This window comes from Rhodococcus erythropolis R138, assembly GCF_000696675.2.
Lineage (GTDB): Bacteria > Actinomycetota > Actinomycetes > Mycobacteriales > Mycobacteriaceae > Rhodococcus_F > Rhodococcus_F erythropolis.
The window spans coordinates 4,277,367-4,299,489 of sequence record NZ_CP007255.1; the positions used below are offsets into that span (position 1 = coordinate 4,277,367).

Consider the following 22,123-nt stretch of genomic DNA (forward strand, 5'->3'; position numbering starts at 1 on the left):
GCCAGTCGCGCTCACTGCACCGAAATTGCCGTCAGAATGAGCCCGCCCGACACCAACCACCTGCCGTCGAAAGAGGTGAGCGGCGGACCAGACGTCGCCTCACCGGGGACCAGCAGACGCGAGTTGAAAGTTCCTGAAGTGTCCGACTCCGCCTCGAATGTGATGTGGGCGTCCTCGAAACCCAACCAGCGCCCGGTGAGCGGAAACCACGCCTTGTACGTGGCTTCCTTCGCGCAGAAGAGCACTCGATCCCAGTGCACCGGACCGCCGGTTTCCTGAGTGTCCAGCCACGTTCGTTCCGCTTCGATGCTGACCGCGGGCAATACCCCGTCCGGCAGCGGGCCGTGCGGCTCGGCGTCGATACCGAGTGAGCGGACCTGCATGGAGTACGCCAGGACAGCGCCGCGGTAGCCGTCGCAATGGGCGAGGCTTCCGACTACTCCCTGCGGCCAGAGTGGGGCACCACGCTCGCCGCGCATGACAGCGGCAGACGGAACACCGAGCTTGCCCATCGCCTGACGCGCGAGGTGCCGGGTAGTCACGAACTCGCGACGACGCTTCTCGACCGCGCGGCCGATCAACGCCTCCTCACTGGGGTGCGGAACCAGACCGGGCGGATCCACGAAGGCCTCGGCCGTCGCAACTCCACCGGGAAGAATCTGTTCGATCACGTAGCGATACCTCTCAGCGTCCGGCGCGCATGCGCTCGACTTCGGCTTCCTGCTCCGGCGTGACCTTGAAGTGGCCACCCCACTTGTTGAGCGTTCCCGGCGGGTACTCCGGAACGGGAAGAATCTGACGCAACAACTTCTCCGGCAGTCCACGCCGACGCCATTCGCGCGGGTATCCGAGTGAGACTTCCTCGAAGCGGACGCCGTCGTAGTACGTGGTTCGAGGAATGTGCAGGTGACCGTACACCGAGCACACCGCGTTGTACTTCACATGCCAGTCGGCGGTCGCGGTGGTTCCGCACCACAACGCGAACTCCGGATACATGAGCACGTCCGTGGGCTGCCGGACCATCGGGAAATGGTTCACCAGAACGGTTTTTGTGCCTTCGGGGAGCGCGTCCAGCCGTGCCTGGGTGTATTCGATTCTCGCCCGGCACCACGCGTCGCGCGTTGCATACGGCTGCGGCGAGAGCAGGAACTCGTCGGTGGCGACGACGTTCTTGTCCCGCGCGATCTCGAGCCCGTGTTCCTTGTCTCGCGCGCCTTCCGGCAGGAAGGAGTAGTCGTAGAGAAGGAACATCGGGACGACCGTGACCGGGCCCTCGTCTCCCTCCCACACCGGGAACGGGTCCTCGGGTGTGATGACGTCGAGTTCGCGGCACATGTTGACCAGGTACTCGTACCGCGGCGCTCCGTGAATCTGAACCGGATCCTTGGCGGTCGTCCACAGTTCGTGGTTGCCCGGAATCCAGATGACCTTTGCGAATCGGCTGCGAAGGAGCTTCAACGCCCACCGAATGTCGTCAGTTTTCTCGGAAACATCTCCGGCGAGAATGAGCCAGTCGTCAGGCGAATCCGGGAACAGTTCCTCCGTCATCGGCTTGTTGCCGTTGTGACCGACATGAATGTCGCTCACCGCCATCAGCTTTGCTGCCACGATCCCTCTGCTTCCTCAGTTGAACTTCCGCGCTTCGCCGTCGCCGGACCTGTCACTGCCCACTTGCCGGAAAACGCTCGCCACGACACCGCGACCATCCGAAGTACTACGAACACGGTAAGCCCTGCCCAAATTCCGGCCAGCCCCCAGTCGTAGGCGAGGGAGAGCCAGATCGCGGGCAGAAATCCGAGAACTGCGCAGAGCATGGTCGCGTTGCGCAGAAACACCACGTCCCCGGCGCCGAGCAGAACACCGTCGAGTGCAAACACGATTCCCGCTACCGGCATGATCGCGACGAAGAACCACCAGGCGATCGACATTTGACCGAGAACCTCGGCGTCGGACGTGAAAAGTCCGGGGATCACGGAGTGGCCCGCGGCGAAGAAGATCGCGAGTACCACGGCAAATACCGTCGACCAGGCAGTGATCCGCCAGGTCATCCTCTTCGCGGCGGCTGCGAATCCACCGCCGAGGGCAGCTCCGATGAGCGTTTGGGCGGCGATCGCCAAGGAATCGAGAAGGAGCGAAACCAGGTTCCACAGTTGGAGGACAACTTGGTGTGCACCGACTACGGCTGCACCGAACCTCGACGCCACCGCGGCCGCCGAGACGAAACACGCTTGGAATGCGAGGCTGCGCAGGATCAGGTCACGGCCCATCAGCATCTGCGCCCGCATGATTGCAAGATGCGGTCGAGCCGAGACCGGTTCACGAAAGAGTGCCCAAGCGAACAGGACACCCGAAACGCTCTGGCCGACCAGATTCGCGACAGCTGATCCTTCGAGTTCCATCCGGGGAGCACCGAGCAAACCGTGCACGAGAATCGGGCACAACACCGCTGAAATACCCAGGCCGACAAGGACGAACCGAAGCGGTCGCACCGTGTTCTGAACCCCGCGCATCCAGCCGTTGCCGGCCAGAGCCACCAGGATGAGTGGAACACCCAATACCGCTATCCGAAGCCAACTTTCCGCAGCCGCCGCAATGTCGGGAGTCCCGGCCACCGCCGAAGTCAGCGGGCCCGCGATCACCTGCACGATCACTACCAAGGCCAAGCCGATCGCGGCCGCCAGCCAGGTCGCCTGAACGCCCTCGCCCACCGCGTCGCGCTCGCGGCCCGCCCCGTGCAGCCGTGCGGAGCGCGCCGTCGTGCCGTACGACAAGAAGGTCAGCTGCGTACTCACCAACGACAGGATCAGACCACCGACTGCCAATCCGGCCAGCGGAAGCGCCCCGAGTCGGCCGACCACGGCGATGTCGAACAACAGATAGAGGGGTTCGGCCGCCAGTACCCCGAGTGCCGGAAACGCCAGGGAAAAGATTCGACGTCCAGTGACGTCGAAATCAGCTGCCGAAGATCCCGCCGAGGTGGCGTCAGATTCGCTCAATGCCGCGGATTCAGCCGAGTGCCGCGACGAGCGCGGCAACAATCTCGTCGCTGGAAGTGGTCGACGTATATCCGGCCGACAGCCGGTGCCCGCCGCCACCAAGACTTTCAGCGACCGCCGACACGTCGATCGCCGACTTTGCACGCAACGAGATCGACCAGCTTCCGGAAACCGACTCTTTGAGTACTGCGGCAACTTCGGCTTCCGAAGTAGTTCGCACGATATCGACGACGCTCTCGATCTCCTCGGAGCGAAGATCGCCGATGTCACTGCGTCGGATCACCGCATACACCAGCCCACGGCCGTCCGCGGCTTCCGGGACCAGCACCGCGGACCCGAGTACCGAAGCCAGCATCGGCAACCACCCGAACGGATGGGTGTCGAGCAGCTTTCGCGCAATCGCGTCGCCGTCGATGCCGGTCGCCAGCAAACGTGCGGCGAGCACGTGCGGAAGCGGACCTCCCCACCGGAAGGAGCCGGTGTCGGTGACCAGCCCGGCATAGAGACAGTGCGCCAGATCGCTGTCGATCGCGACTCCCCACGCATCGAAGAATCGTGCGATGAGTGCCGTCGTCGACGCTGCAGTCTCGTCGACGACGTTGATGGTTCCGAATTCGGAATTGGAGCGATGGTGATCAAGGACGATTGTGCGATGCGCGCCGGCGAGTCGACTCGCCAACTCACCGAGGCGGCCCTCGCTGCCGACATCCACGGTCACCAGAACATCGACGCTTTCCCGAACATCGGCGGGCGCCGTGAGCAAGTGAACACCAGGGAAATCACACATCGACTCGGGCAGCGCCGACGGCCGACTGAACGCGACCTGCACCGAAACACCCCGACGCTCGAGAACGAGACCGAGCGCAAGTCCGCTGCCGATCGTGTCCGCATCCGGCTGCACATGGCAGAGAATTGTCACCGTGTGCGCCGATTCGAGAACCTCGGCCACCTGAGCGAACTTCGCCTCGCAGGGGTCGACGTCCGAAAGTGCGGTGAACGTCATTCTCGGTGCGCGTCAGTCGGCTTCACGAACATCTGGCGACGCCTCGTCTTCGTCCGAAGCCACTCGCGGCTCCTTGTACGGATCTGCATCTCCGGCCGGCTGTGCATTCTCACGCGCCTTGGCGACCTCGTCGTCGGCGGCCTTGGCACGGGCCAGCAGTTCTTCCATATGACGCGCGGTGTCGGGAACGGTATCGGCGACAAACGTCAGAGTCGGTGTGAAGCGAACGCCAGTTCCGGCACCGACCTTCGAGCGGAGAACACCCTTGGCCTTCTCGAGTCCTGCGGCGGCGGCTTCCACATCGGGTGCGGAATCGACCTTCTCGCCCATGACTGTGTAGTACACCGTCGCGTCGTGCAGATCGTTGGTGACCTTGGTGTCCGTGATGGTCACAAATGCGAGTCGCGGATCCTTGATCTCGTGATCGATCGCGGTCGCGACGATGGTTCCGATACGCTTTGCCAACTTGCGTGCCCGGGCTGGATCTACCATGACTGTCAGTCTCCTCTACCTGGCCACTCGAATCGAGGTGACTCGATCGATCAAAGTTCTGGTTAACAAGAATTATTACCGACAACAGTCTCGTCCATCGGCTACCCGGCAACCAAATCACCATCCACCCGCGCATGCCGGACCCAGAGCACAGACCGATCGCCCTTTTATTGGTAACGTTCGGTCGATGACGCGATCAAGAATCACCGCATCGATAATTTCCGGAGGACTCGTTGCGACTGCACTACTTTGCTCGCCGGCAATCGCGTCGGCCGACCACAGCGAGTTCACACCGCTTCCATTGACATATTCGTTGGGAAGGAACAACACCCTTCCTTGTAGCGGACAACTCACGGGCTACGTCCAAACCCCGCACGACCGTCCAGGCATTGCAGTCGTTTCAGTCTCCTGGACTTCCTTTTTCGACAGCCCGTGTTCGATCACCGCCTACGTCAATTATTCGAACCGCGACACTCGCACCGGTGGAACCAGAGCAATCGACTTGACGCATATCTCTGACGGATCCGGTTCGCTGCGGGGTGAATCGAGCCGCCAGATATCCATTGAGGTCGGGTCGGGAAACGCGGGCCTCAATCTGACCAGCGAATCGCTCACATCAACCTTGATCGATCCGGGCGCGTCTACCGTGCGCTTCGTCGTGGCATGAAGTAGCGCGCCGCCTACCGGGAGGTCCTCGCCAAGGGCGCCCCGCGAATCACGCGCTCCCGGACCGGATCTAAGTCGACTCACCCGTCGTCGATCCCTCGGGCAACAACGTCATCTTCATTCAGCGTGACGAACCCGAAGACGTCGAATACGGCGATCGAAGTTGCTGAGAGAGCTGGTGAGGGTTGTCGACGACGCCCAGATTCTTCGGGAATTCAGAAGCGACGATCACACCGCCGCTTTGGTTTTGGACGTTGGTCTACTTCGATTCCCGGACGCAGGCGCGGACCGGGTGAAAGCGCTGACCGCTTCTGTCGGGATCACCATTGCACAGAGTGAAACCGAGATTGCGCGGAAAATGCGCGACGCGGTCGACACAGTCGCACTCGGTTGCGAGGACGCCGAATCCCTTGCCGACCAACTCGATTCGGTACGCCGTCTGGATGCCTGGCTCACCGACACACACCAGTGACACTCAGTCTTCCGGGCCGAAGATTCGCCTTCGCACAGCCAGCAACTGAATCTCCGGACGCTCGGCGACCGCTCGCTCACAATGATCGAGAACATCGTGCAGATGATCGACGGACGAACTGACCACACCGACGCCCACGAGCGCACGACGCAGGCGTCCCTGCTCCCCCGCCTCCGCTGCACTCACGCCGAATCGACGGAGTTCCGTCAGGATCGGCGACAGCATCGAACGCTTTTCCTTGAGTGAGTGGACATCGCCGAAAAGAATGTCGAACTCCAGTGCCCCTACAAACATTTTCCCCCTAGACAGAGCCGAATGGACTCTTCCGGACTTGTATGTTCAAGTCCGGAAGAGTCCATGTCAGCTAGTACTCACGTGCGTCCGCCCCAACGCCCGTGTCGACATAATCAGTCGCGCGGCTTCTCGCGAAGCTCGTAGCACTCGAGAACGTCACCGATCTTGATATCGGAATAGGTGACGGTCAAACCACATTCGTAGCCTTCGCGAACCTCGGTAGCGTCTTCCTTCTCCCGCTTGAGCGAGGAGATGGTGACCGTCTCGGCGATGACCTTGCTGTCGCGGATGAGACGTGCCTTGGCGTTGCGACGGATGCTGCCCGACGTGACCAAGCAACCGGCAATGTTGCCGATCTTGGACGAACGGAACATGGCGCGGATCTCTGCCTTGCCCAGCTCGACCTCTTCGTACACCGGCTTGAGCAGACCCTTGAGTGCCTTTTCGACCTCATCGATGGCCTGGTAGATCACCGAGTAGTAGCGAATGTCGACGCCCTCGCGGTTCGCCAGCTCCGTTGCCTTGCCTTCGGCGCGGACGTTGAAGCCGATGATGATCGCGTTGGACGCAGCAGCCAGGTTGACGTTGGTCTCCGTGATGCCACCGACACCGCGGTCGATGACGCGCAACTGCACCTCGTCGTCGATCGGAATTCCGAGGAGAGCCTCTTCGAGGGCCTCCACGGTTCCCGAGTTGTCACCCTTGAGGATCAAGTTCAGCTGTGAATGTTCCTTCAGAGCTGCATCGAGATCGTCGAGGCTGATGCGCTTACGACTCTTCGCTGCAAGCGCGTTGCGCTTACGTGCGTTGCGACGGTCCGCGATCTGACGAGCGATACGGTCCTCGTCGACCACGAGCAGGTTGTCGCCTGCACCGGGGACCGACGTGAAGCCGATGACCTGGACCGGACGTGAAGGCAGTGCCTCGTGGACGTCCTGACCGTGCTCGTCCACCATGCGGCGGACGCGGCCGTAAGCATCGCCGGCAACGATCGAGTCGCCGACCCGCAGCGTTCCGCGCTGGATGAGCACGGTAGCGACGGGGCCGCGGCCACGGTCGAGGTGCGCCTCGATGGCAACACCCTGAGCGTCCATGTCCGGGTTGGCGCGCAGATCCAGGGAAGCGTCCGCCGTCAACAGCACTGCTTCGAGCAGTGCGTCGATGTTGAGACCCTGCTTCGCCGAGATGTCGACGAACATGGTGTCTCCGCCGTATTCCTCGGCCACCAGTCCGTACTCGGTGAGCTGCTGCCGGATCTTGTCCGGGTTCGCGCCTTCCTTGTCGATCTTGTTCACCGCGACCACGATCGGCACGTCGGCCGCCTGGGCGTGGTTGATCGCTTCCACCGTCTGCGGCATGACGCCGTCGTCGGCTGCGACAACAAGGATCGCGAGGTCGGTGGCCTTGGCACCACGAGCACGCATGGCCGTGAAGGCCTCGTGACCCGGGGTGTCGATGAACGTCACGAGACGCTCGTTGCCCTCGAGCTCGGTCAGCACCTGGTAGGCACCGATGTGCTGCGTGATGCCGCCGGCTTCGCCCTCACGGACATTCGCCTTACGGATCACGTCGAGCAGACGGGTCTTACCGTGGTCGACGTGGCCCATGACGGTGACCACAGGCGGACGGGACTCGAGGTCCTCTTCTCCGCCGGCGTCCTCGCCGTAGGTGAGGTCGAAGCTGTCGAGCAGCTCGCGGTCCTCGTCCTCCGGGCTGACGACCTGCACGACGTAGTTCATTTCGCCGCCGAGCAGCTCCAGCGTCTCGTCGTTGACCGACTGAGTTGCCGTGACCATCTCACCGAGGTTGAACAACGCCTGCACGAGTGCTGCGGGGTTCGCATCGATCTTGTCCGCGAAGTCCGACAGCGATGCGCCGCGAGCGAGACGGATGGTCTCACCGTTGCCGCGTGGCAGCCTGACGCCGCCGACTGCGGGAGCCTGCATGCTTTCGTACTCGGCGCGCTTCGCCCGCTTCGACTTACGTCCACGGCGAACTGCTCCGCCGGGACGACCGAATGCACCTGCCGCTGCGCCGCGCTGACCGGGACGGCCACCGCCGCCGGGACGACCGCGGAATCCACCGGCCGGAGCTGCTCCACCGGGAGCACCTGCACCAGCACCGGCGCCGGGAGCGCCGCCGCCGCGGTATCCACCGCCGCCGCCGCCCGGACGACCACCGGGAGCGCCACCGGGACGACCCGGACGTCCGCCGCCACCGGGCGCGGGACGAGCGGAACGAGCAGGCATTGCACCCGGGTTCGGGCGAGGAGGCATGGAGCCGGGGCTGGGACGGGGTCCGCCCTGACCTGCAGGCGGACGAGGTCCACCCTGGCCGGGAGCCGGACGGGGACCGCCCTGACCCGGAGCCGGACGAGGTCCACCCTGGCCGGGAGCCGGACGGGGACCGCCCTGACCCGGAGCCGGACGAGAACCGCCCTGGCCTGCACCCGGACGCGGTGCGCCGGGAGCCGGACGAGGTGCCGGACGCTCGGCGGGTGCCGAGGAGTACGGGTTGTTACCGACGCGAGGTGCCTTCGGTCCCGGACGCGGTCCGCCGGGCTTTGCGCCGGTGGACGGTGCCGCCGGAGCCGCGGGGGCTGCCGGTGCCGATGCTGCGGGAGCAGCCGGAGCCGGGCGTGCCGGCTTCGGAGCGTTGAACGTCGGGGTGGGGACCGGCGCCGACGGTGCTGCCGGAGCAGCGGCTGCGGGAGCCGCGGGGGCTGCCGGTGCCGGAGCTGCGGGAGCAGCCGGTGCGGGTGCGGCCGGCTTGGGGCCGGGACGCGGGCCACCGGGCTTTGCAGCTGACGGCGACGGTGCGCCGGGCTTTGCCGCGGGGCGAGCCGCCGGAGCGGCTGCGCCGGTCTCGGACTTGGTTTCTGCTCCGCCTGCCGACGGGAATGACTCCCGCAGACGACGGGCGACGGGCGCCTCCACTGTGGATGACGCAGACTTCACGAACTCGCCTTGCTCCTTGAGCGTTGCGAGTAGTTCCTTGCTGGTGACACCGAGTTCTTTAGCCAACTCGTGCACGCGGGCCTTGCCTGCCACTGCTCTCCTCACTGATGAGGTCGAGCAGGAGGCATCCCACAGATGTGGGTCCCGCACGACCTCGGGTTATCGCCGATGGACGTTCATCGTTGGTGCTTCACGGTGTGCTCATGAGTGCTTGTGCCTGTTCTTCTCGAGAGGTACTGCTTTTGTGTGAACTGCGTCGACCAGCTGGTCGACAGCGGACGTGTCCAGATTTCCGGACACTCGCAGTGCTCTGCTGAATGCTCGGCGCCGCTCTGCCAGGCTCAGACAACTCGGATCCAGGTGCAGCCATGCACCTCGACCGGGGAGTCTTCGCGATACGTCGGGGACGAGCGGGGAACCCTCCGGCCCCTGCTCACCAACCACGACCCTCAACAGATCGACAGCCGACCCTTGTTCCCTGCACCCCACACACGTTCTGACCGGCGAACCGGGTTTCACGCGCGCAGAATCCGAGGACTCACGTCGAACCATTGTCCACTCTACCGCCGAACCGTCTCGATCACTGCATTCCACCGTTATCCGTTGGACGTGGCGGGCCGGTCGGACGCGTCGCCAACGGGTGCCGCATCGCTCCGAATGTCGATACGCCAACCCGTCAACCGTGCAGCCAGGCGGGCATTTTGACCCTCTTTTCCGATGGCCAACGAAAGCTGGAAATCGGGCACGATGACACGGGCCGCACGAGCCTCCGGATCGACGACAGTGACGGAGACCACTTTCGACGGGGAAAGTGCGTTGCCCACAAACGTCGCGGGATCTTCGTCGAAGTCGATGATGTCGATCTTCTCCCCCGCAAGTTCGCTCATGACGTTGCGGACGCGCTGACCCATCGGGCCGATGCATGCACCCTTTGCGTTCAGCCCCTGCACGCGTGAGGCAACGGCGATCTTGGAACGGTGTCCCGCTTCGCGCGCGACGTTGATGATCTCGACGCTGCCGTCCGCGATCTCCGGAACCTCGAGTGCGAACAACTTGCGAACCAGGTTCGGATGGGTCCGCGAGAGGGTGATCTGGGGGCCACGGGCGCCGCGAGCAACCCCGACGACGTAGCACTTGATGCGCTCGCCGTGTTCGTAGTTCTCGCCGGGAACCTGTTCTGCGGGCGGCAACAATCCTTCGGCGCCATTGGATTCGCTGCCGATTCGAACGACGACCATCCCGCGAGAGTTTGCACGCGTGTCGCGCTGAATGACACCGCCGACGATTTCACCCTCATGGGTGGAGAACTCACCGAAACTGCGCTCGTGCTCGGCGTCGCGCAAACGCTGCAGGATGACCTGGCGTGCGGTGGTCGCCGCGATTCGACCGAATCCTTCGGGAGTGTCGTCCCACTCCTCGCCGATCATGTTGCCGTCGGCATCGGTGTCGTGTGCCATCACTCGCACCGAACCGGTCTTGATGTTGACATCGATCCGAGCGTTCTGCTTGTGCCCCTCGGTGTGGCGGTACGCCGTCAGCAGCGCGGTCTGGATCGTGGCGATCACAGTTTCGATCGAAACGCCCTTTTCGGCTTCGATCGCTCGCAACGCTGCAATGTCGATATTCACTTGTCGAACCCTTCTTCGTTTTCTACGTCTTCTAATTCTGCTTCGTCGTCTTCGACACTGTCCACGCCCGAGTCATCGGTGAGGTCAACCGCATCCGAGGGAACTGCGCGCCCCTCCGGGATGCCGCCCGCGAGTTCCAACTCCGCCTCACTGGGCTTCGAGAACTCCACCTGAACTACGGCCTTCTGAACGTCGCCCAGTGCAATCTCTCGCACGGTCAGTCCGCCACGGCCGCCGATGACAACCGCCACGGAATCGTCGTTCAACGTTCCGATACGGCCGACCACGGTCTCGCCGGCCAGATCGATACGCGCTTTGCGTCCACGAGCTCGACGCCAGTGACGCTCGAGTGTCAGTGGACGATCGATTCCCGGGGAGGTCACCTCGAGGGTGTACGGCGTTTCACCGATTTCCTCGAGGCTGTCGAAAAGTTCCGAAACGAGTCTGCTGATCTCTGCGGCGGCATCGAGTTCGATCCCGGCATCGCTGTCGACCATGATGCGCACCGCGCTGTGCTTGCCCGCACTCGTCACGACAACGTCTTCGACGTCGTAACCCTGGGCGTGCACGAGTTCGGAGATCAGCTCGATCACCCTCTCCCTGGATGGCACCGGCATCTCGCGAACTCCTCATTTCAGTTGTCGTCGATTGTCCGACTTGTGTCGACTGTCGACGTGGGCGGCTGCGAGCATGAAAAGACACCAGGTGCCTCATGCTGCAAGCATCCAAGAGTACCGCTCATTACGCGTCTCCGTGACCAGAGTGCCCGACGCACGTCACACTTGAACACGTGCCGCGGATTCGAACGATCGGCCGACCACCTGGCACGATGGACTGGTGCTGACGCCCATGACTACTACCCCACTCTCCCGGCGGAGTGCGCTCAAGATGACGGGAACCGCAGCAGCGTTGGGCGCTGCAGCCTTCTCGTTGTCCGCCTGCACCGACAACGGCACAGCGGAGGCGGCTGCAGAAGTCGACCAGTTGACGGCCCAGGCCGAGCGAGCTCGCTCCGACGCGGCAGCCGCAACCGCCGCCATCGCTCTTGCGCCGGACAAGTCGGCATCACTGACCACGATCAGCGCCGAACGCACAGCGCATGCACTCGAACTCGACGCCGAGATTGCGCGAGCAGCGGGCGGCGGCGCTACGACCACTGCGCCCCCGTCGACCTCGGTCGCGAACGCTCCGACGGGCGTTGACACCTTGAGGACCTCGCTTAACGATTCGGCGCGCAGTGCCGCGGATCTCGCTCGCACGATGTCCGGCTATCGCGCGGGCTTGCTCGGTTCGATCAGCGCGTCGTGCTCGACCCAGGTTGCGGTGTTGCTTCCATGATCACTTCGCACACCCGTCGAACCGAGAGTTCTGCCTTGCTGACCGCAATCGAATCAGAGAATGCCGCGATCTTCGCTTACGGAGTGGTTGCCGCGTTTTCGAATCCTGCCCGTGTCAACGAAGTTGCCACACATACAGCCGCGCACCGCGCGCGACGTGATGCGCTGGTTGCCCTGTCGACCGACGCGGGCGAGACCCCGCCGACAGCCGCGGCAGCCTACGAGATCCCGTTCCCGGTGACGGACGCCGTTACCGCGGCACAACTGGCAGCACAGATCGAATCCGACACCGCCGTGACCTACCGGGCATTCGTCGAACAGGTCGATACCGACCAACTCCGCACGTTCGGAATCGACGGCCTGACCGATGCGGCAATCCGCGGCGCCGGATGGCGGTCCGCGCTGGGAACCGCTCCGTCCACATCAGCGTTCCCAGGGGACCCGGCTTCGTAAACTGCTGTGCGCCTTTATTAACCGCCGGCGGTTAATAAAGGCGCACAGCAGTGCTCAGCTCTTGCGATGCGAGGGCACGAACCAAGCCGCGACAACCGCAACCAACACGAAGCAACCGCCGACGCGCAGGGCAGGTGTCAGCGCATCTCCGTAGCCCAGCGGCGTGAGCGCGCCACCAGCGGCAAGGAAGACTGCGGTGAGAACCGCGATTCCCAGCGCAACACCGATCTCGCGAAGCGTCGAGTTGGTCGAACTGGCCGTTCCGTGATCAGGCTCATCCATGTCGACGAGGACAGCCGTGGAACTCGGCGCGAAGGTCAGGCCCATGCCGATGCCCGCCATCAGGAGCGCCGGAACCAGTGAACCGTACGTCACGTCGGGACCGATCAACGCGGCCAACCAGAACAATGCTCCGGCCTGGAGCAGCAGACCGGTCAGCAGAAGTGAACGGAGCCCGACCTTCGGCGCCAGAAAACCGGCGAGAGGAGCGAAGATCATCGGCGCTGCCGTCCACGGAAGCGTCCGCAGGCCTGCTTGGAACGGGCTGTAGCCCATCACGATCTGGAGGTACTGCGACAGCAGGAACACCGCTCCGAAGATCCCGATCGAGAAGGTCAAGCCGATGACGTTCGCCATCGAGAAGCTGCGCGAACGGAACAGACGTAGGGGCATGACCGGATGTGACGTCTTCATCTCGCGAAGAACGAACAGCGCCAACGCGACTGCGGAACCGGCCAACGACGCAACCACTCCAAGCGATCCCCAGCCGTCGTCGTTGCCGTGAACGATCCCCCACACCGCCAGAAACACACCGAGTCCGGCGAGTGCGACACCGGGAAGGTCGAGAGGTTGTGTGCGACCGGTCGATTCACGCAACGCATACATCGCGAGAGGAACGGCAACGATCGCAACCGGCACATTGATCCAGAAGATCCCCTGCCACGAGAACCCGTCGACTACCGCTCCACCGACCACGGGACCGATCGCGATTCCCAGTCCGGAGACGCCACCCCAGACACCGATTGCCATGGCGCGCTTGGCTTCCGGTACGGCTGCGACGAGGAGGGTCAGCGAGAGCGGCATGATCGCGGCTGCGCCCGCGCCTTGAAATGCCCGGGCCGCAATCAGCAGGCCGGGAGTTGTCGACAGCGCCGAAGCGATCGATGCAGCCGTGAACAGCCCGATTCCGAACACGAACATCCGGCGGCGTCCCCACCGATCGCCGAGCGTCGTCGCCGAAAGCATCAGCGTCGCAAAGCAGAGCGTGTACGCATTCATGAACCATTGGAGCTGCCCGACGGACGCGTTCAGTTCCTTCTCGATCACCGGCAGCGCGCTCGTCATCACGAGGTTGTCGAGGGTAGCCATGAACATGGGCAGAGAAGCAGCAACCATCGCTATCGCGATCGGAACCTTACGTCCTCCACTGTTTTCCGACCCGGATGCGGCGTCCGATCCGGACTTCGTCAAAACGGTCATCGTGATTCCTCGATGTGAAGGTGCCTTAAGGCATCGATTGATTACTTAAGTCGAAACTAAGCTATCCGGTGATAACGTGTCAATATGTCGATCGGTGCAGCTGAACCACGTACCCGCAGGATGAGCGCACCGGAACGTCGCGCACTGGTCCTTGCCGCGGCAACGCGGGCATTTGCAAAGGGCGGATACTCCGGCACCAGCACGGACGCCGTCGCCAAGGAAGCCGGCGTCTCGCAGCCCTACGTCGTGCGCATGTTCGGAACCAAGGCAGATTTGTTCCACGCGGTGTTCACGCGTGCGCTCGACGAAATCGTCCGCACCTTCAACGACAAATTGGACACCGTCACAATCGATCCGAGCAATCCGCAGTTCTGGGCCGAACTCGGATCCGCCTACGGCGAGCTGGTCCTCGATCGAGATCTGCTGCTCGTCATGTTGCACGGCTTCGCAACCAGCACCGACGACGTCGCCGCCGTGTCCCGGACCGCCATGTCCGGCATCTACACCTTGCTGCGCGAGCGCACCGGTTGCACGCCCGAGCAAGCACGCTTGTTCATCGCGAACGGCATGCTGATCAACAATCTGCTCGCAATGATGGCACCCGAACACGCCGAAGAAGATCCGGCCCTCGGCGAACTCTGGGGCAGCGTCTTCAGCGACTCGACTGCAATCACTCTCACCGGCGACGAATCCTCGAGCGAAACCGACACCGTTTCCTGACCGGTCACTGGGAAAAACTACACACATGTGACTGAGGACACCCTACAGTCGATCCGACATGTCTCCGGGAAACCCAGACGAAAAGGACCGACGGTGGATCTCGCACAACGCCTCGACGCGCTCGAACAGATCGAGGAAATCAAGAAGCTCAAACATGGCTACTGGCGAGCATGTGACGCCAAGGATCCGGTTCGGTTCCGCAGCAGCTTCATCCGTTCAGGAGCGTCGATCGACTACGGACGTCTCGGCGCGTTCGACGACGCCGGGCCGATGGCGGACATCTTCGAGAAGATCGCTCTTCGCAAGGTCGACGGCCGGTACGCGGTACTCGACATGCATCACGGATTGCATCCCGACATCACACTGACCTCGGAGACGTCGGCGGTGGGGCGATGGACTCTGCAGTTCCGCCAGGTCGACACTGTCGGACGCACCGAGAAGTTGATGACCGGCGAATACGACGACAAATACGTGATCGAGGACGGTGTGTGGAAAATGAGTCAATGCCACTTCACGGAGACGTGGTCGATCACCACTCCCCTGTCCCCCGACACTGATATCGCCGAGGGTTCGTTGGGAGGCCCCCGGTGACCACGTCGACAAACGGCAAAGTAGCGCTCGTGACCGGCGCGAGTAGGAGCGTCGGTAAAGGCATTGCCCTCGCACTGGGAAGCGACGGCTGGACGGTGTACGTGACGGCCCGAGGCACCGTCGGCGCCGACAGCCCACTCGATCGCACCGCGGCGGAGATCACCGAGCGCGGCGGTCACGGCATTGCCGTGCAGTGCGATCACGCCGACGATCAACAGATCGTCGACCTGTTTGCACGCATTGCCGAGGAACAGTCAGGCCGCCTCGATCTTCTGGTCAACAACGTCTGGGCCAACCCGGCGGGCTATGCCGGCTTCGCCGATCCGTTCTGGAAGAGGCCGATCGACGATTGGGATTCGCTGATCGGAATCGGACTGCGCGCCCACTACGTTGCTTCGGTAGAAGCGGCGAAGTTGATGGTCCCCCGGGGCAGTGGAGTGATCGGCAATATCTCGTCATTCGGCACCCGCGGGTACCTGCACTCTGTCCTGTACGGGATGTCAAAGGCAGGTTTGGACAAGATGGCCGCCGACATGGCTGTCGAATTGAAGGGAACCGGCGTCACCGCACTTTCCTTCTGGCTCGGGTTGATCCGCAACGAGCGGATGGAGGCGAGTGGGATCGAGAGCTTCGAAGGCTTCTCACTGGCCGAGGCCGAAACCCCGGAATTCGTCGGCCAGGTCATCACTGCATTGGCCAACGATCCAGAAGTGAACGCGCGCAGCGGTCACACACTGATCACCGCCGAGACGGCCGTCGAGTACGGAATCACCGACGCCAACGGGAAACAACCTGCGTCACACCGCAGTGCCTTCGGTGGCGGCCCGCTTTTCTGAATCATCGGTGGCGGTGGTCGCGTCGCGTGCCGGCACAGCACGCGGCGCTGCCACTCGCGCCTTCAGGGCAAGCCAGGCACACCCGATGACGACGACGCCGCCGGCCACGATCGAGGGTGACAACGCCTCACCGAGTATCAGCGCCGACCAGGCAATGCTGAGTACCGGTTGAACCAACTGTGTTTGGCTCACAGTGGAAATGGGACCGATCGCCAGACCCCGGTACCAGGGAAAGAACCCGAGAAACATACTCACGCATCCCAGGTAGGCAAACGAAAGCCACGAATTCACATCGGCAGAGACCGGAGCCTGGGCCATGGACGCCACCGTCAACGCAATCGTGACCGGCAGTCCGAGAATCAATGCCCAGGCAATCGTCTGCCACGACCCGATCTCGCGGGCCAGCAACGCACCTTCCGAATATGCCAGCGCTGCACACACAACCGCGGCGAACAGAAGAAGATCAGCGAGCTGAAACGAGCCGAGTCCGCCGTTTGCGACGGCCACGAACCCTACGACCGATACCGCGCCGGCGGCGCTTGCCCACCAGAATCCCTTACTGGGACGCTCTTTTCCTCGGACGACGGCAAATACCGCGGTCGCAGCGGGAAGTAGTCCGATCACGACTGCCGCGTGACTCGCCGGCGATGTCTGCAACGCAAACGTGGTGAACAGTGAAAACCCCAGTACCGCGCCAACGGTCACGAGTGCGATGCGAAACCACTGCCGAAGCGTCGGAAGCGTCGCGCGAGTAACCGACAGCATCACAATCGCAAGGGCCCCGGCAACGACGGCGCGGCCCGCGCCGACGAACAGGGGGTCGAGATCCGCGACGGCGACCCTCGTGAGCGGAACGGTGAACGAGAACGCCAGAACACCGAGCAAGCCCCACCACAAACCGGATCGAGACGATGGCATCGGTAGCGGTGCCCGCGACGTGACGATAGCGCTACTCTTCATACTCATATTCAACGATAGCAGTAGCGCGCCAACCTGCGAAACTGGTATTTCAGATGCGAACCCGTGTGCAGGAGATCGAAATTGCACCGAGCAGTCCGACGAGCGCGAAAGCGTAGAAGCCCCACGGCACGGCGTAACCCGCACCCAGGAGAACTCCGCCCAGAATCGGGCCACAGATCGCACCGACCCGGCCGACACCCGCCGACCATCCGAGCGCTGTCGCGCGAATCTGCGGTGGGTGATTGGCGCTCGTGAAGGCGTAGACCAGTACCTGTGCACTGAAAACGAAGCATCCGGCGAGGAAGACCATCACGTAGATTCCGAACGACACCTTCACACTCAGAAGCGCCAGGAACAACGCTGCTCCCGTGAACCACACGATGGCTGCAGTCCGCGGGCCGATCTTGTTCGCGACGCCCCCGGCGATCAACAGCCCGACGACGGCTCCGGCATTGAGGATCAGAAGGAACGTCAACGAGGCTCCGAGGTTGTAACCGGCCTCGCGCATGATCGTCGGAAGCCACGTGTTCAATCCGTAGACGAGCAGCAAGCCCATGAAACTGGTGATCCAGATGGCGATGCTGTTGCGCAGGAACTTCGAAGAGAACAGTGCGCGAACGGGATTGGCGGCTTCGGCGCGCCCAACTTCGGACGTAGGCGCAGCCTCGAGCTCGACACCGTAGCGGGCAGCGATTTCCTCGGCCTCGGCACGCTTTCGGTGAGCGAGAAGGTACGACGGGGATTCCGGCAGATACCGCAACATGAGTGGAATCAGGACGACGGCAGGAAGTGCGCCGACAACGAACATCGCTCGCCAACCGAAAGGTTCGATCACGACGAGCGCCAGCGCGGCGGTGGCAACGGCGCCGACGTGATAGCCGGTCATCAGCATGGTCGACGCAGATCCACCGCCTTGTTTCTTCGAGAATTCGTTGACCAGAGCCAATGCCGTCGGAAGGGCGCCACCCAGTCCCACCCCGGCGAGGAAGCGCAGCAGACCGAAGATGAACGGATTGGGCGCAATTGCGCACAACAGAGTCAGAATCGAGAATGCGGCAACGGCGTACAGCAGCGCGCGGCGTCGACCGATGACGTCAGTGAGAGTGCCGATGACGAGGGCGCCGATGGTCATGCCGATGAGCCCGAAGGTCGAGATCATCGTGATCGTGCCGGTACTCAATCCCCACGCGTCGTAGTCGAGAAGTGAAGGAATGACCGCACCGAGTACGACCAGATCGAATCCGTCCAGAAGCACAGCTATCCAACACAACGGTGCTACCCACATTGCGGCACGCGCCCCAGGCAAACCGGTGATTGAACTCGATTGCGTATGCGGTGCGGTCATCGGATCCTCGACATTCACTGCTTGTGGGCGTTCGCTACCGGTTCAGATCCAGTAGTTCAGATCGAGATCTGTTCGCATTGCGAACGCATGTTCATAATGAGCACAACGATTGTGTACGGAGTCACAACGCCATGTCAAACGTCGCGGTAATCTCGAGGAATGGCACTCTCCGAAAATGAGCGTGAACAGTTTCTGGCCGAACCCCACATCGGGGCGCTGTCCGTAGCGGACGGCACCGAACGCGGTCCGTTGACCGTCCCGATCTGGTACCTGTACTCGCCCGGTGGCAAACCATGGATCCTCACCGGCAAGGATTCACGAAAGGCTCGACTCATCGAGTCGGCCGGGCATTTCTCGTTGATGGCCGAAAGGCTCGATCCGACAATCCGTTACGTCAGCGTCAGCGGATCCGTCGACAAGATCGTTCCGGGCACCGACGAGATGCTGGTCGAAGTCTCGCGGCGATACCTGACCCCGGACAAGGTCGACGGATATCTCGAATTCGCGCGATCGCAGTTGGGCGAGCAGGTAGCGATCTACATGAATCCGCAGCACTGGCTGTCTGCGGATCTCGGGGCGATCTGACACTTCACCGAAAAGCGAAGGCTCGGCGCGCCGGAGTGGCGCGCCGAGCCTGACCTGCGTTCGAGTGTTCTCGGTATCAGCTCTCGGTGAAGAAGCGCACCCGATTGAGGCGATGACCGCTCGCCTCGAAGCCGAACAGGGCGATGGCCGGTTCCCCGCACACGATTACGCTCGCCGTCACAGTTCGACCGGCAACCAGCATCTTGCTCTTCGTCACGCCGGTGAGCAGAGCGTTGACGTCGGCTTTGGACAACTGCGTTCCCGCCGGAAGCTCGACGGGTACCGGCGGCGTTCGACCGACAGCGGCCGCATCGAGGAACCGCGAAGCCGCCTTCTTGCCTTTGTCTCCGACTCCGAAGATGCCGCGCGAGAATCCGAGCGCTCCGCCGATCCCCTGGTTCGAGAGCAGCTGCGGGGTCAACTTCGCGGCAGCCTTCATCCCGGCAACGCCGGCGGTAGCGAGCTGGCTCAGCATCGTTGCCAATTCCCAATGCGCATAGAGGGTTCCGATCCGCAAGGAATCGGGCTCCCCCACCAAGTCGTAGCGCAAATGCATCGGCACGTCGAGGACGACTCCGGTCGACATCTCGGTAGCGAGGCTCAGATCGCGCCACACTGTGCGGCCGCACACGATATCGCGCTCGACGTCGAAGGTGATCGAATTGGGGGCGATGAACGTGTCGTAAAAACTCTCGATCGCCGCCTGTCCGTTATGCGGACGTGAACCTACAGGGTCGTTGATCTGGCCGTCTTCGGCAAACAGCGCAACCCAGGTCGAGCGATCATGCGCGCCGACGGCTTTCGGGGATCCCTCCACGACGGCCATCAACTGCTCACGTACCACCGGCGCGGTCATGCGCGCATCTCGTATGCACCGTCGTACGCCTTGACCTGCTGCCACACCCGGTCGAAGCGTTCACTGTCCACAACAGGCTTCCGCACTGCGGCCAAGGCCCACTTCTGCTGCTCCGGCGTCGACGACGGCTTTCCGTGCAGTGCGATCGCGTATCCCGAGAAGTCGCGAATCTGGAAGTCGAAGATCTGATCGACAACGTCGGCGTCGAGTCCGCTGATCTCGGCCTGCTCGAGAATCAGATGACCGTAGACTACGAGGGAGAACAGGTGCCCGACATTGAGCATGAAATCGAGATCCTTCTGCTGCTGCGCGTCCGGCGCTGAGGCAGTGAGCAATTCGGTGAGTGCGATCGCCTGCTCGTAGAAACGAGCGACGTTCGGGATCGAAGAGTGCTTCTCGTAGACGGGCTTCCACTCGTGGAACTGAATCTTCGCAGCGCCGCGGGTCGGTCCCTGATTCCAGAAGAACTCGTCGTCGGCTGCGTCGTCGCGCGTGACGATCTCCGGGAACTCCGCGGGGTTGAACAGGTAGTTCGGCAAGAACTTGAGGATCAGGCCGACGTTGACGTGGACGGTGCCCTCGAGCTTGGGCAGCGTGCCGATCATCTGCGCTGCTTCACGGAAGTACGTGGACTTCTCGTACCCCTTTGCCGCGATCACGTCGTGCAGCAACCCGACGACCTTTTCACCTTCCGAGGTGACCTTGGCCTTCGTCATGGGATTGAACAGCAGGTAGCGACGGTCTTCGAGGCTGGCGCTGCGGAAGTAGTCGACCGCCCGCGCGCTGAACTGTTTCATCGCGATCAGACGTGAGTACGCGTCGACGAAGGCGGCGCGTACATGGGCGAAGTCCGTGACCGGATTACCGTAGAGAATTCGATTCTGCGCGTGAGTGATTGCTTCGAAGAACGCATGTTCGGTGATCCCGATGGAGCCGGTGCACAGGTTGAACTTTCCGACGTTGACCGTGTTGAGCGCGGCCTCGAATGCGGCGACGCCGGTGTGCAGAATGTCTTCCTCGCGCACCGGGTAGTCGTCGAGGCGGAAATTGCTGACGTACATTTGCCCGCGCAGGACATTGTCCACAAGCTGATAGTTCGGATGTGCACTGTCGGCGACGAAGAACACGTAGCCTTCGGGACCCTCGACGTCGGTACGACGCCCGAACACAGACACCATTCCGGCTACGTTGCCGTTTCCGATGTAGTACTTCTCGCCGCTCGCGCGGAAGGCGACGTCGCCGTCGGTGGGAGTGAGAAGCATGTCGGTGGAGTACACGTCGGCGCCGTGATCACGCTCGGACAGGCCGAACGCCATGACACCACCGTCGACGAGTTCCTGCGCTGCACGCTTCTTCGCTGCGTCGTTGTCACTCATCCAGATCGGTCCGAGTCCGAGGATCGTGACCTGCCAGGCGTACCAGTAAGCGAGTCCGTAGAAACCGAAGATCTCACTCAAGGCCGCGTTGCGGGCACCGTCCCAACGACGGTTCTCGTCACCGTCGGCGAATGCCGCCGGAGTCTGGAACGTCGCGAACAACTTCTCCTTGCCGACGAACTCGAGAAAGTCGGAGACCCACACTGCGTCGAGGTCGTCCTGAAGCAGTTGCTTCTTGCCGCGGCTCTCGAACCATTCGATGGTGGCTCGCAGCAAACGGCGGGTCTCCGGATCGAACTGAGCGGGGTCGTAAGTATGGGGGTTGAAGAGCAATCCATCGGTGCCAGACACGTCATTACCTTTCGTCGATGACGCTAAACTACCAGCGGGTAACTTTCCGCGGTGCGATTCATGGAAGACCTGCGATTCTTCGCGAATGCCACAGGTCCATCGGATTCCACGTGCCCGCCCGAGCACGCGTGATCGGATAGCACGCCAATCCCAGCAACAACGCAGACATGTGGCCGATGGCGGTGAAATTGGTGGCGAAAATCAGAGGTACACCGTAGAAGAGCAACAGCCCCGCGAGATAGACGTATCGCCACGGATCGACGATGCGGTACACCAGAATCCCCATGATGCCGGCCAGACCGTAGCTCACTCCCACGTCGAGAGTGTTGACCGCCGACTCCGCCACGTATCCGTGCCGAATACCTTCGTACAGAACACCTTCGCTGATGTACGTGGCTCCGACGTGGGCGATGACGACAACACACAGCCACCGCCACGTCCCGAGCCAACGCTCAGCCGTTGCATGAAAGATGGTGAAGAGAACCAGGTATCCCAACCAACCGCCACCTTCGAGCCAGAAGGCACTCGAGAACAGGACTCGTAGCGGGTCTTCGGCCAGGTGATGCAGATTGGTCGAGCGCTTGCCGAGAAAACGCTCCTCGACATTGTCAGGCAGATGCCGGAGGAACAGCGTGGTGAACAGCAGGGCAAGCAACCAGACATAGGTACCGGGAGCACTGCGCACCCATCGCCATGCCGCCTTTGCTGCCCCCAGCATCCTCACCG

At 62.6% G+C, this 22,123-nt stretch carries 23 protein-coding genes; 7 read left to right on the forward strand and 16 right to left on the reverse strand.

Annotated elements, in window-relative coordinates; all coding sequences use genetic code 11:
• Positions 1–11: 11 nt before the first annotated feature.
• The 5 genes from H351_RS19555 to rbfA are packed head-to-tail and all read right to left on the reverse strand — an operon-like array spanning position 12 to position 4,491.
• Positions 12–671 (reverse strand): 4'-phosphopantetheinyl transferase family protein, encoded by a 660-nt coding sequence (locus H351_RS19555; RefSeq protein WP_029255184.1) that lies wholly within the window; start codon positions 669–671, stop codon positions 12–14.
• 13 nt (positions 672–684) lie between these two features.
• Positions 685–1,608 (reverse strand): metallophosphoesterase family protein, encoded by a 924-nt coding sequence (locus H351_RS19560; RefSeq protein WP_003942180.1) that lies wholly within the window; start codon positions 1,606–1,608, stop codon positions 685–687.
• The gene (locus H351_RS19565; protein WP_047889326.1) at positions 1,593–2,996 is read right to left on the reverse strand and encodes an MATE family efflux transporter; all 1,404 of its coding nucleotides are present in this window, start codon (positions 2,994–2,996) and stop codon (positions 1,593–1,595) included. Before H351_RS19565 ends, H351_RS19560 begins: the two co-directional genes overlap by 16 nt.
• A gap of 10 nt (positions 2,997–3,006) precedes the next feature.
• On the reverse strand, positions 3,007–3,999 hold the full coding sequence (locus H351_RS19570) for a DHH family phosphoesterase (RefSeq protein ID WP_029255182.1): 993 nt from the start codon (positions 3,997–3,999) through the stop codon (positions 3,007–3,009).
• 12 nt (positions 4,000–4,011) lie between these two features.
• Positions 4,012–4,491, reverse strand: a complete 480-nt coding sequence (gene rbfA, locus H351_RS19575; protein WP_003942248.1) for a 30S ribosome-binding factor RbfA — start codon at positions 4,489–4,491, stop codon at positions 4,012–4,014.
• An 844-nt stretch (positions 4,492–5,335) separates the two neighbouring features.
• Between rbfA and H351_RS19585 the strand changes: the two genes are divergently transcribed.
• Positions 5,336–5,629, forward strand: coding sequence for a hypothetical protein (locus H351_RS19585; RefSeq protein WP_051636470.1), 294 nt, complete (start codon positions 5,336–5,338; stop codon positions 5,627–5,629).
• A 3-nt stretch (positions 5,630–5,632) separates the two neighbouring features.
• On the opposite strand, the gene H351_RS19590 is transcribed toward H351_RS19585, so the two are convergent.
• The 5 genes from H351_RS19590 to rimP form a co-directional block, all read right to left on the reverse strand.
• Complete coding sequence (locus tag H351_RS19590; protein WP_003942205.1) at positions 5,633–5,923, reverse strand: DUF503 domain-containing protein; 291 nt, start codon at positions 5,921–5,923, stop codon at positions 5,633–5,635.
• Between the two features lie 113 nt (positions 5,924–6,036).
• On the reverse strand, positions 6,037–8,973 hold the full coding sequence (infB, locus tag H351_RS19595; RefSeq protein ID WP_019748064.1) for a translation initiation factor IF-2: 2,937 nt from the start codon (positions 8,971–8,973) through the stop codon (positions 6,037–6,039).
• A 108-nt stretch (positions 8,974–9,081) separates the two neighbouring features.
• On the reverse strand, positions 9,082–9,432 hold the full coding sequence (locus H351_RS31485) for a YlxR family protein (RefSeq protein ID WP_019748063.1): 351 nt from the start codon (positions 9,430–9,432) through the stop codon (positions 9,082–9,084).
• A 44-nt stretch (positions 9,433–9,476) separates the two neighbouring features.
• Entirely contained in the window at positions 9,477–10,508 is a 1,032-nt protein-coding gene (nusA, locus tag H351_RS19600; RefSeq protein WP_003942738.1) for a transcription termination factor NusA, read from the reverse strand.
• A complete protein-coding gene (rimP, locus tag H351_RS19605) occupies positions 10,505–11,125 on the reverse strand; it encodes a ribosome maturation factor RimP (RefSeq protein ID WP_020907437.1) in 621 nt (206 codons plus the stop codon). The genes nusA and rimP overlap by 4 nt, the downstream gene beginning before the upstream one ends.
• A gap of 271 nt (positions 11,126–11,396) precedes the next feature.
• On the opposite strand from rimP, the gene H351_RS19610 reads away from it, so the two are divergent.
• Positions 11,397–11,846: a hypothetical protein gene (locus tag H351_RS19610; RefSeq protein ID WP_019748061.1), complete on the forward strand. Its 450-nt coding sequence runs from the start codon at positions 11,397–11,399 to the stop codon at positions 11,844–11,846.
• On the forward strand, positions 11,843–12,298 hold the full coding sequence (locus H351_RS19615; protein WP_080945658.1) for a ferritin-like domain-containing protein: 456 nt from the start codon (positions 11,843–11,845) through the stop codon (positions 12,296–12,298). Before H351_RS19610 ends, H351_RS19615 begins: the two co-directional genes overlap by 4 nt.
• Positions 12,299–12,352: 54 nt before the next feature.
• Here H351_RS19615 and H351_RS19620 read toward each other — a convergent pair whose 3' ends face one another.
• Positions 12,353–13,777: an MFS transporter gene (locus H351_RS19620; protein WP_029255179.1), complete on the reverse strand. Its 1,425-nt coding sequence runs from the start codon at positions 13,775–13,777 to the stop codon at positions 12,353–12,355.
• Between the two features lie 84 nt (positions 13,778–13,861).
• Between H351_RS19620 and H351_RS19625 the strand changes: the two genes are divergently transcribed.
• The 3 genes from H351_RS19625 to H351_RS19635 all read left to right on the forward strand — a co-directional run bounded on the left by H351_RS19625 (position 13,862) and on the right by H351_RS19635 (position 15,924).
• Positions 13,862–14,497 (forward strand): TetR/AcrR family transcriptional regulator, encoded by a 636-nt coding sequence (locus tag H351_RS19625; protein WP_020969397.1) that lies wholly within the window; start codon positions 13,862–13,864, stop codon positions 14,495–14,497.
• A 93-nt stretch (positions 14,498–14,590) separates the two neighbouring features.
• Entirely contained in the window at positions 14,591–15,088 is a 498-nt protein-coding gene (locus tag H351_RS19630; protein ID WP_029255178.1) for a nuclear transport factor 2 family protein, read from the forward strand.
• On the forward strand, positions 15,085–15,924 hold the full coding sequence (locus H351_RS19635; protein ID WP_029255177.1) for an SDR family NAD(P)-dependent oxidoreductase: 840 nt from the start codon (positions 15,085–15,087) through the stop codon (positions 15,922–15,924). Before H351_RS19630 ends, H351_RS19635 begins: the two co-directional genes overlap by 4 nt.
• Here the strand turns inward: H351_RS19635 and H351_RS19640 are convergent.
• Positions 15,886–16,842: a DMT family transporter gene (locus H351_RS19640; RefSeq protein ID WP_029255176.1), complete on the reverse strand. Its 957-nt coding sequence runs from the start codon at positions 16,840–16,842 to the stop codon at positions 15,886–15,888. The two genes, H351_RS19635 and H351_RS19640, sit on opposite strands and share 39 nt — an antisense overlap.
• A gap of 91 nt (positions 16,843–16,933) precedes the next feature.
• Positions 16,934–18,229 (reverse strand): MFS transporter, encoded by a 1,296-nt coding sequence (locus tag H351_RS19645; protein WP_051636584.1) that lies wholly within the window; start codon positions 18,227–18,229, stop codon positions 16,934–16,936.
• 159 nt (positions 18,230–18,388) lie between these two features.
• On the opposite strand from H351_RS19645, the gene H351_RS19650 reads away from it, so the two are divergent.
• On the forward strand, positions 18,389–18,814 hold the full coding sequence (locus H351_RS19650; RefSeq protein WP_020907428.1) for a pyridoxamine 5'-phosphate oxidase family protein: 426 nt from the start codon (positions 18,389–18,391) through the stop codon (positions 18,812–18,814).
• Positions 18,815–18,890: 76 nt separating this feature from the next.
• Here H351_RS19650 and H351_RS19655 read toward each other — a convergent pair whose 3' ends face one another.
• Genes H351_RS19655 through H351_RS19665 form a run of 3 tightly spaced genes read right to left on the reverse strand, consistent with a single transcriptional unit; the run spans position 18,891 to position 22,115 of the window.
• On the reverse strand, positions 18,891–19,670 hold the full coding sequence (locus tag H351_RS19655; RefSeq protein WP_029255174.1) for a nuclear transport factor 2 family protein: 780 nt from the start codon (positions 19,668–19,670) through the stop codon (positions 18,891–18,893).
• Positions 19,667–21,397: an acyl-CoA dehydrogenase family protein gene (locus H351_RS19660; protein WP_029255173.1), complete on the reverse strand. Its 1,731-nt coding sequence runs from the start codon at positions 21,395–21,397 to the stop codon at positions 19,667–19,669. The genes H351_RS19655 and H351_RS19660 overlap by 4 nt, the downstream gene beginning before the upstream one ends.
• Positions 21,398–21,455: 58 nt before the next feature.
• Complete coding sequence (locus tag H351_RS19665) at positions 21,456–22,115, reverse strand: rhomboid-like protein (protein WP_021343988.1); 660 nt, start codon at positions 22,113–22,115, stop codon at positions 21,456–21,458.
• Positions 22,116–22,123 lie beyond the last annotated feature (8 nt).

Coding starts and splice junctions, on each gene's coding strand:
- H351_RS19620 (WP_029255179.1), bottom strand. CDS start 13,777: ATGACCGTTTTGACGAAGTCCGGATCGGACGCCGCATCCGGGTCGGAA.
- H351_RS19615 (WP_080945658.1), top strand. CDS start 11,843: ATGATCACTTCGCACACCCGTCGAACCGAGAGTTCTGCCTTGCTGACC.
- H351_RS19665 (WP_021343988.1), bottom strand. CDS start 22,115: ATGCTGGGGGCAGCAAAGGCGGCATGGCGATGGGTGCGCAGTGCTCCC.
- H351_RS19650 (WP_020907428.1), top strand. CDS start 18,389: ATGGCACTCTCCGAAAATGAGCGTGAACAGTTTCTGGCCGAACCCCAC.
- H351_RS19655 (WP_029255174.1), bottom strand. CDS start 19,670: ATGACCGCGCCGGTGGTACGTGAGCAGTTGATGGCCGTCGTGGAGGGA.
- H351_RS19645 (WP_051636584.1), bottom strand. CDS start 18,229: ATGACCGCACCGCATACGCAATCGAGTTCAATCACCGGTTTGCCTGGG.
- H351_RS19625 (WP_020969397.1), top strand. CDS start 13,862: ATGTCGATCGGTGCAGCTGAACCACGTACCCGCAGGATGAGCGCACCG.
- H351_RS19570 (WP_029255182.1), bottom strand. CDS start 3,999: ATGACGTTCACCGCACTTTCGGACGTCGACCCCTGCGAGGCGAAGTTC.
- H351_RS31485 (WP_019748063.1), bottom strand. CDS start 9,432: ATGGTTCGACGTGAGTCCTCGGATTCTGCGCGCGTGAAACCCGGTTCG.
- rimP (WP_020907437.1), bottom strand. CDS start 11,125: ATGCCGGTGCCATCCAGGGAGAGGGTGATCGAGCTGATCTCCGAACTC.
- rbfA (WP_003942248.1), bottom strand. CDS start 4,491: ATGGTAGATCCAGCCCGGGCACGCAAGTTGGCAAAGCGTATCGGAACC.
- H351_RS19640 (WP_029255176.1), bottom strand. CDS start 16,842: ATGCCATCGTCTCGATCCGGTTTGTGGTGGGGCTTGCTCGGTGTTCTG.
- H351_RS19610 (WP_019748061.1), top strand. CDS start 11,397: ATGACGGGAACCGCAGCAGCGTTGGGCGCTGCAGCCTTCTCGTTGTCC.
- H351_RS19590 (WP_003942205.1), bottom strand. CDS start 5,923: ATGTTTGTAGGGGCACTGGAGTTCGACATTCTTTTCGGCGATGTCCAC.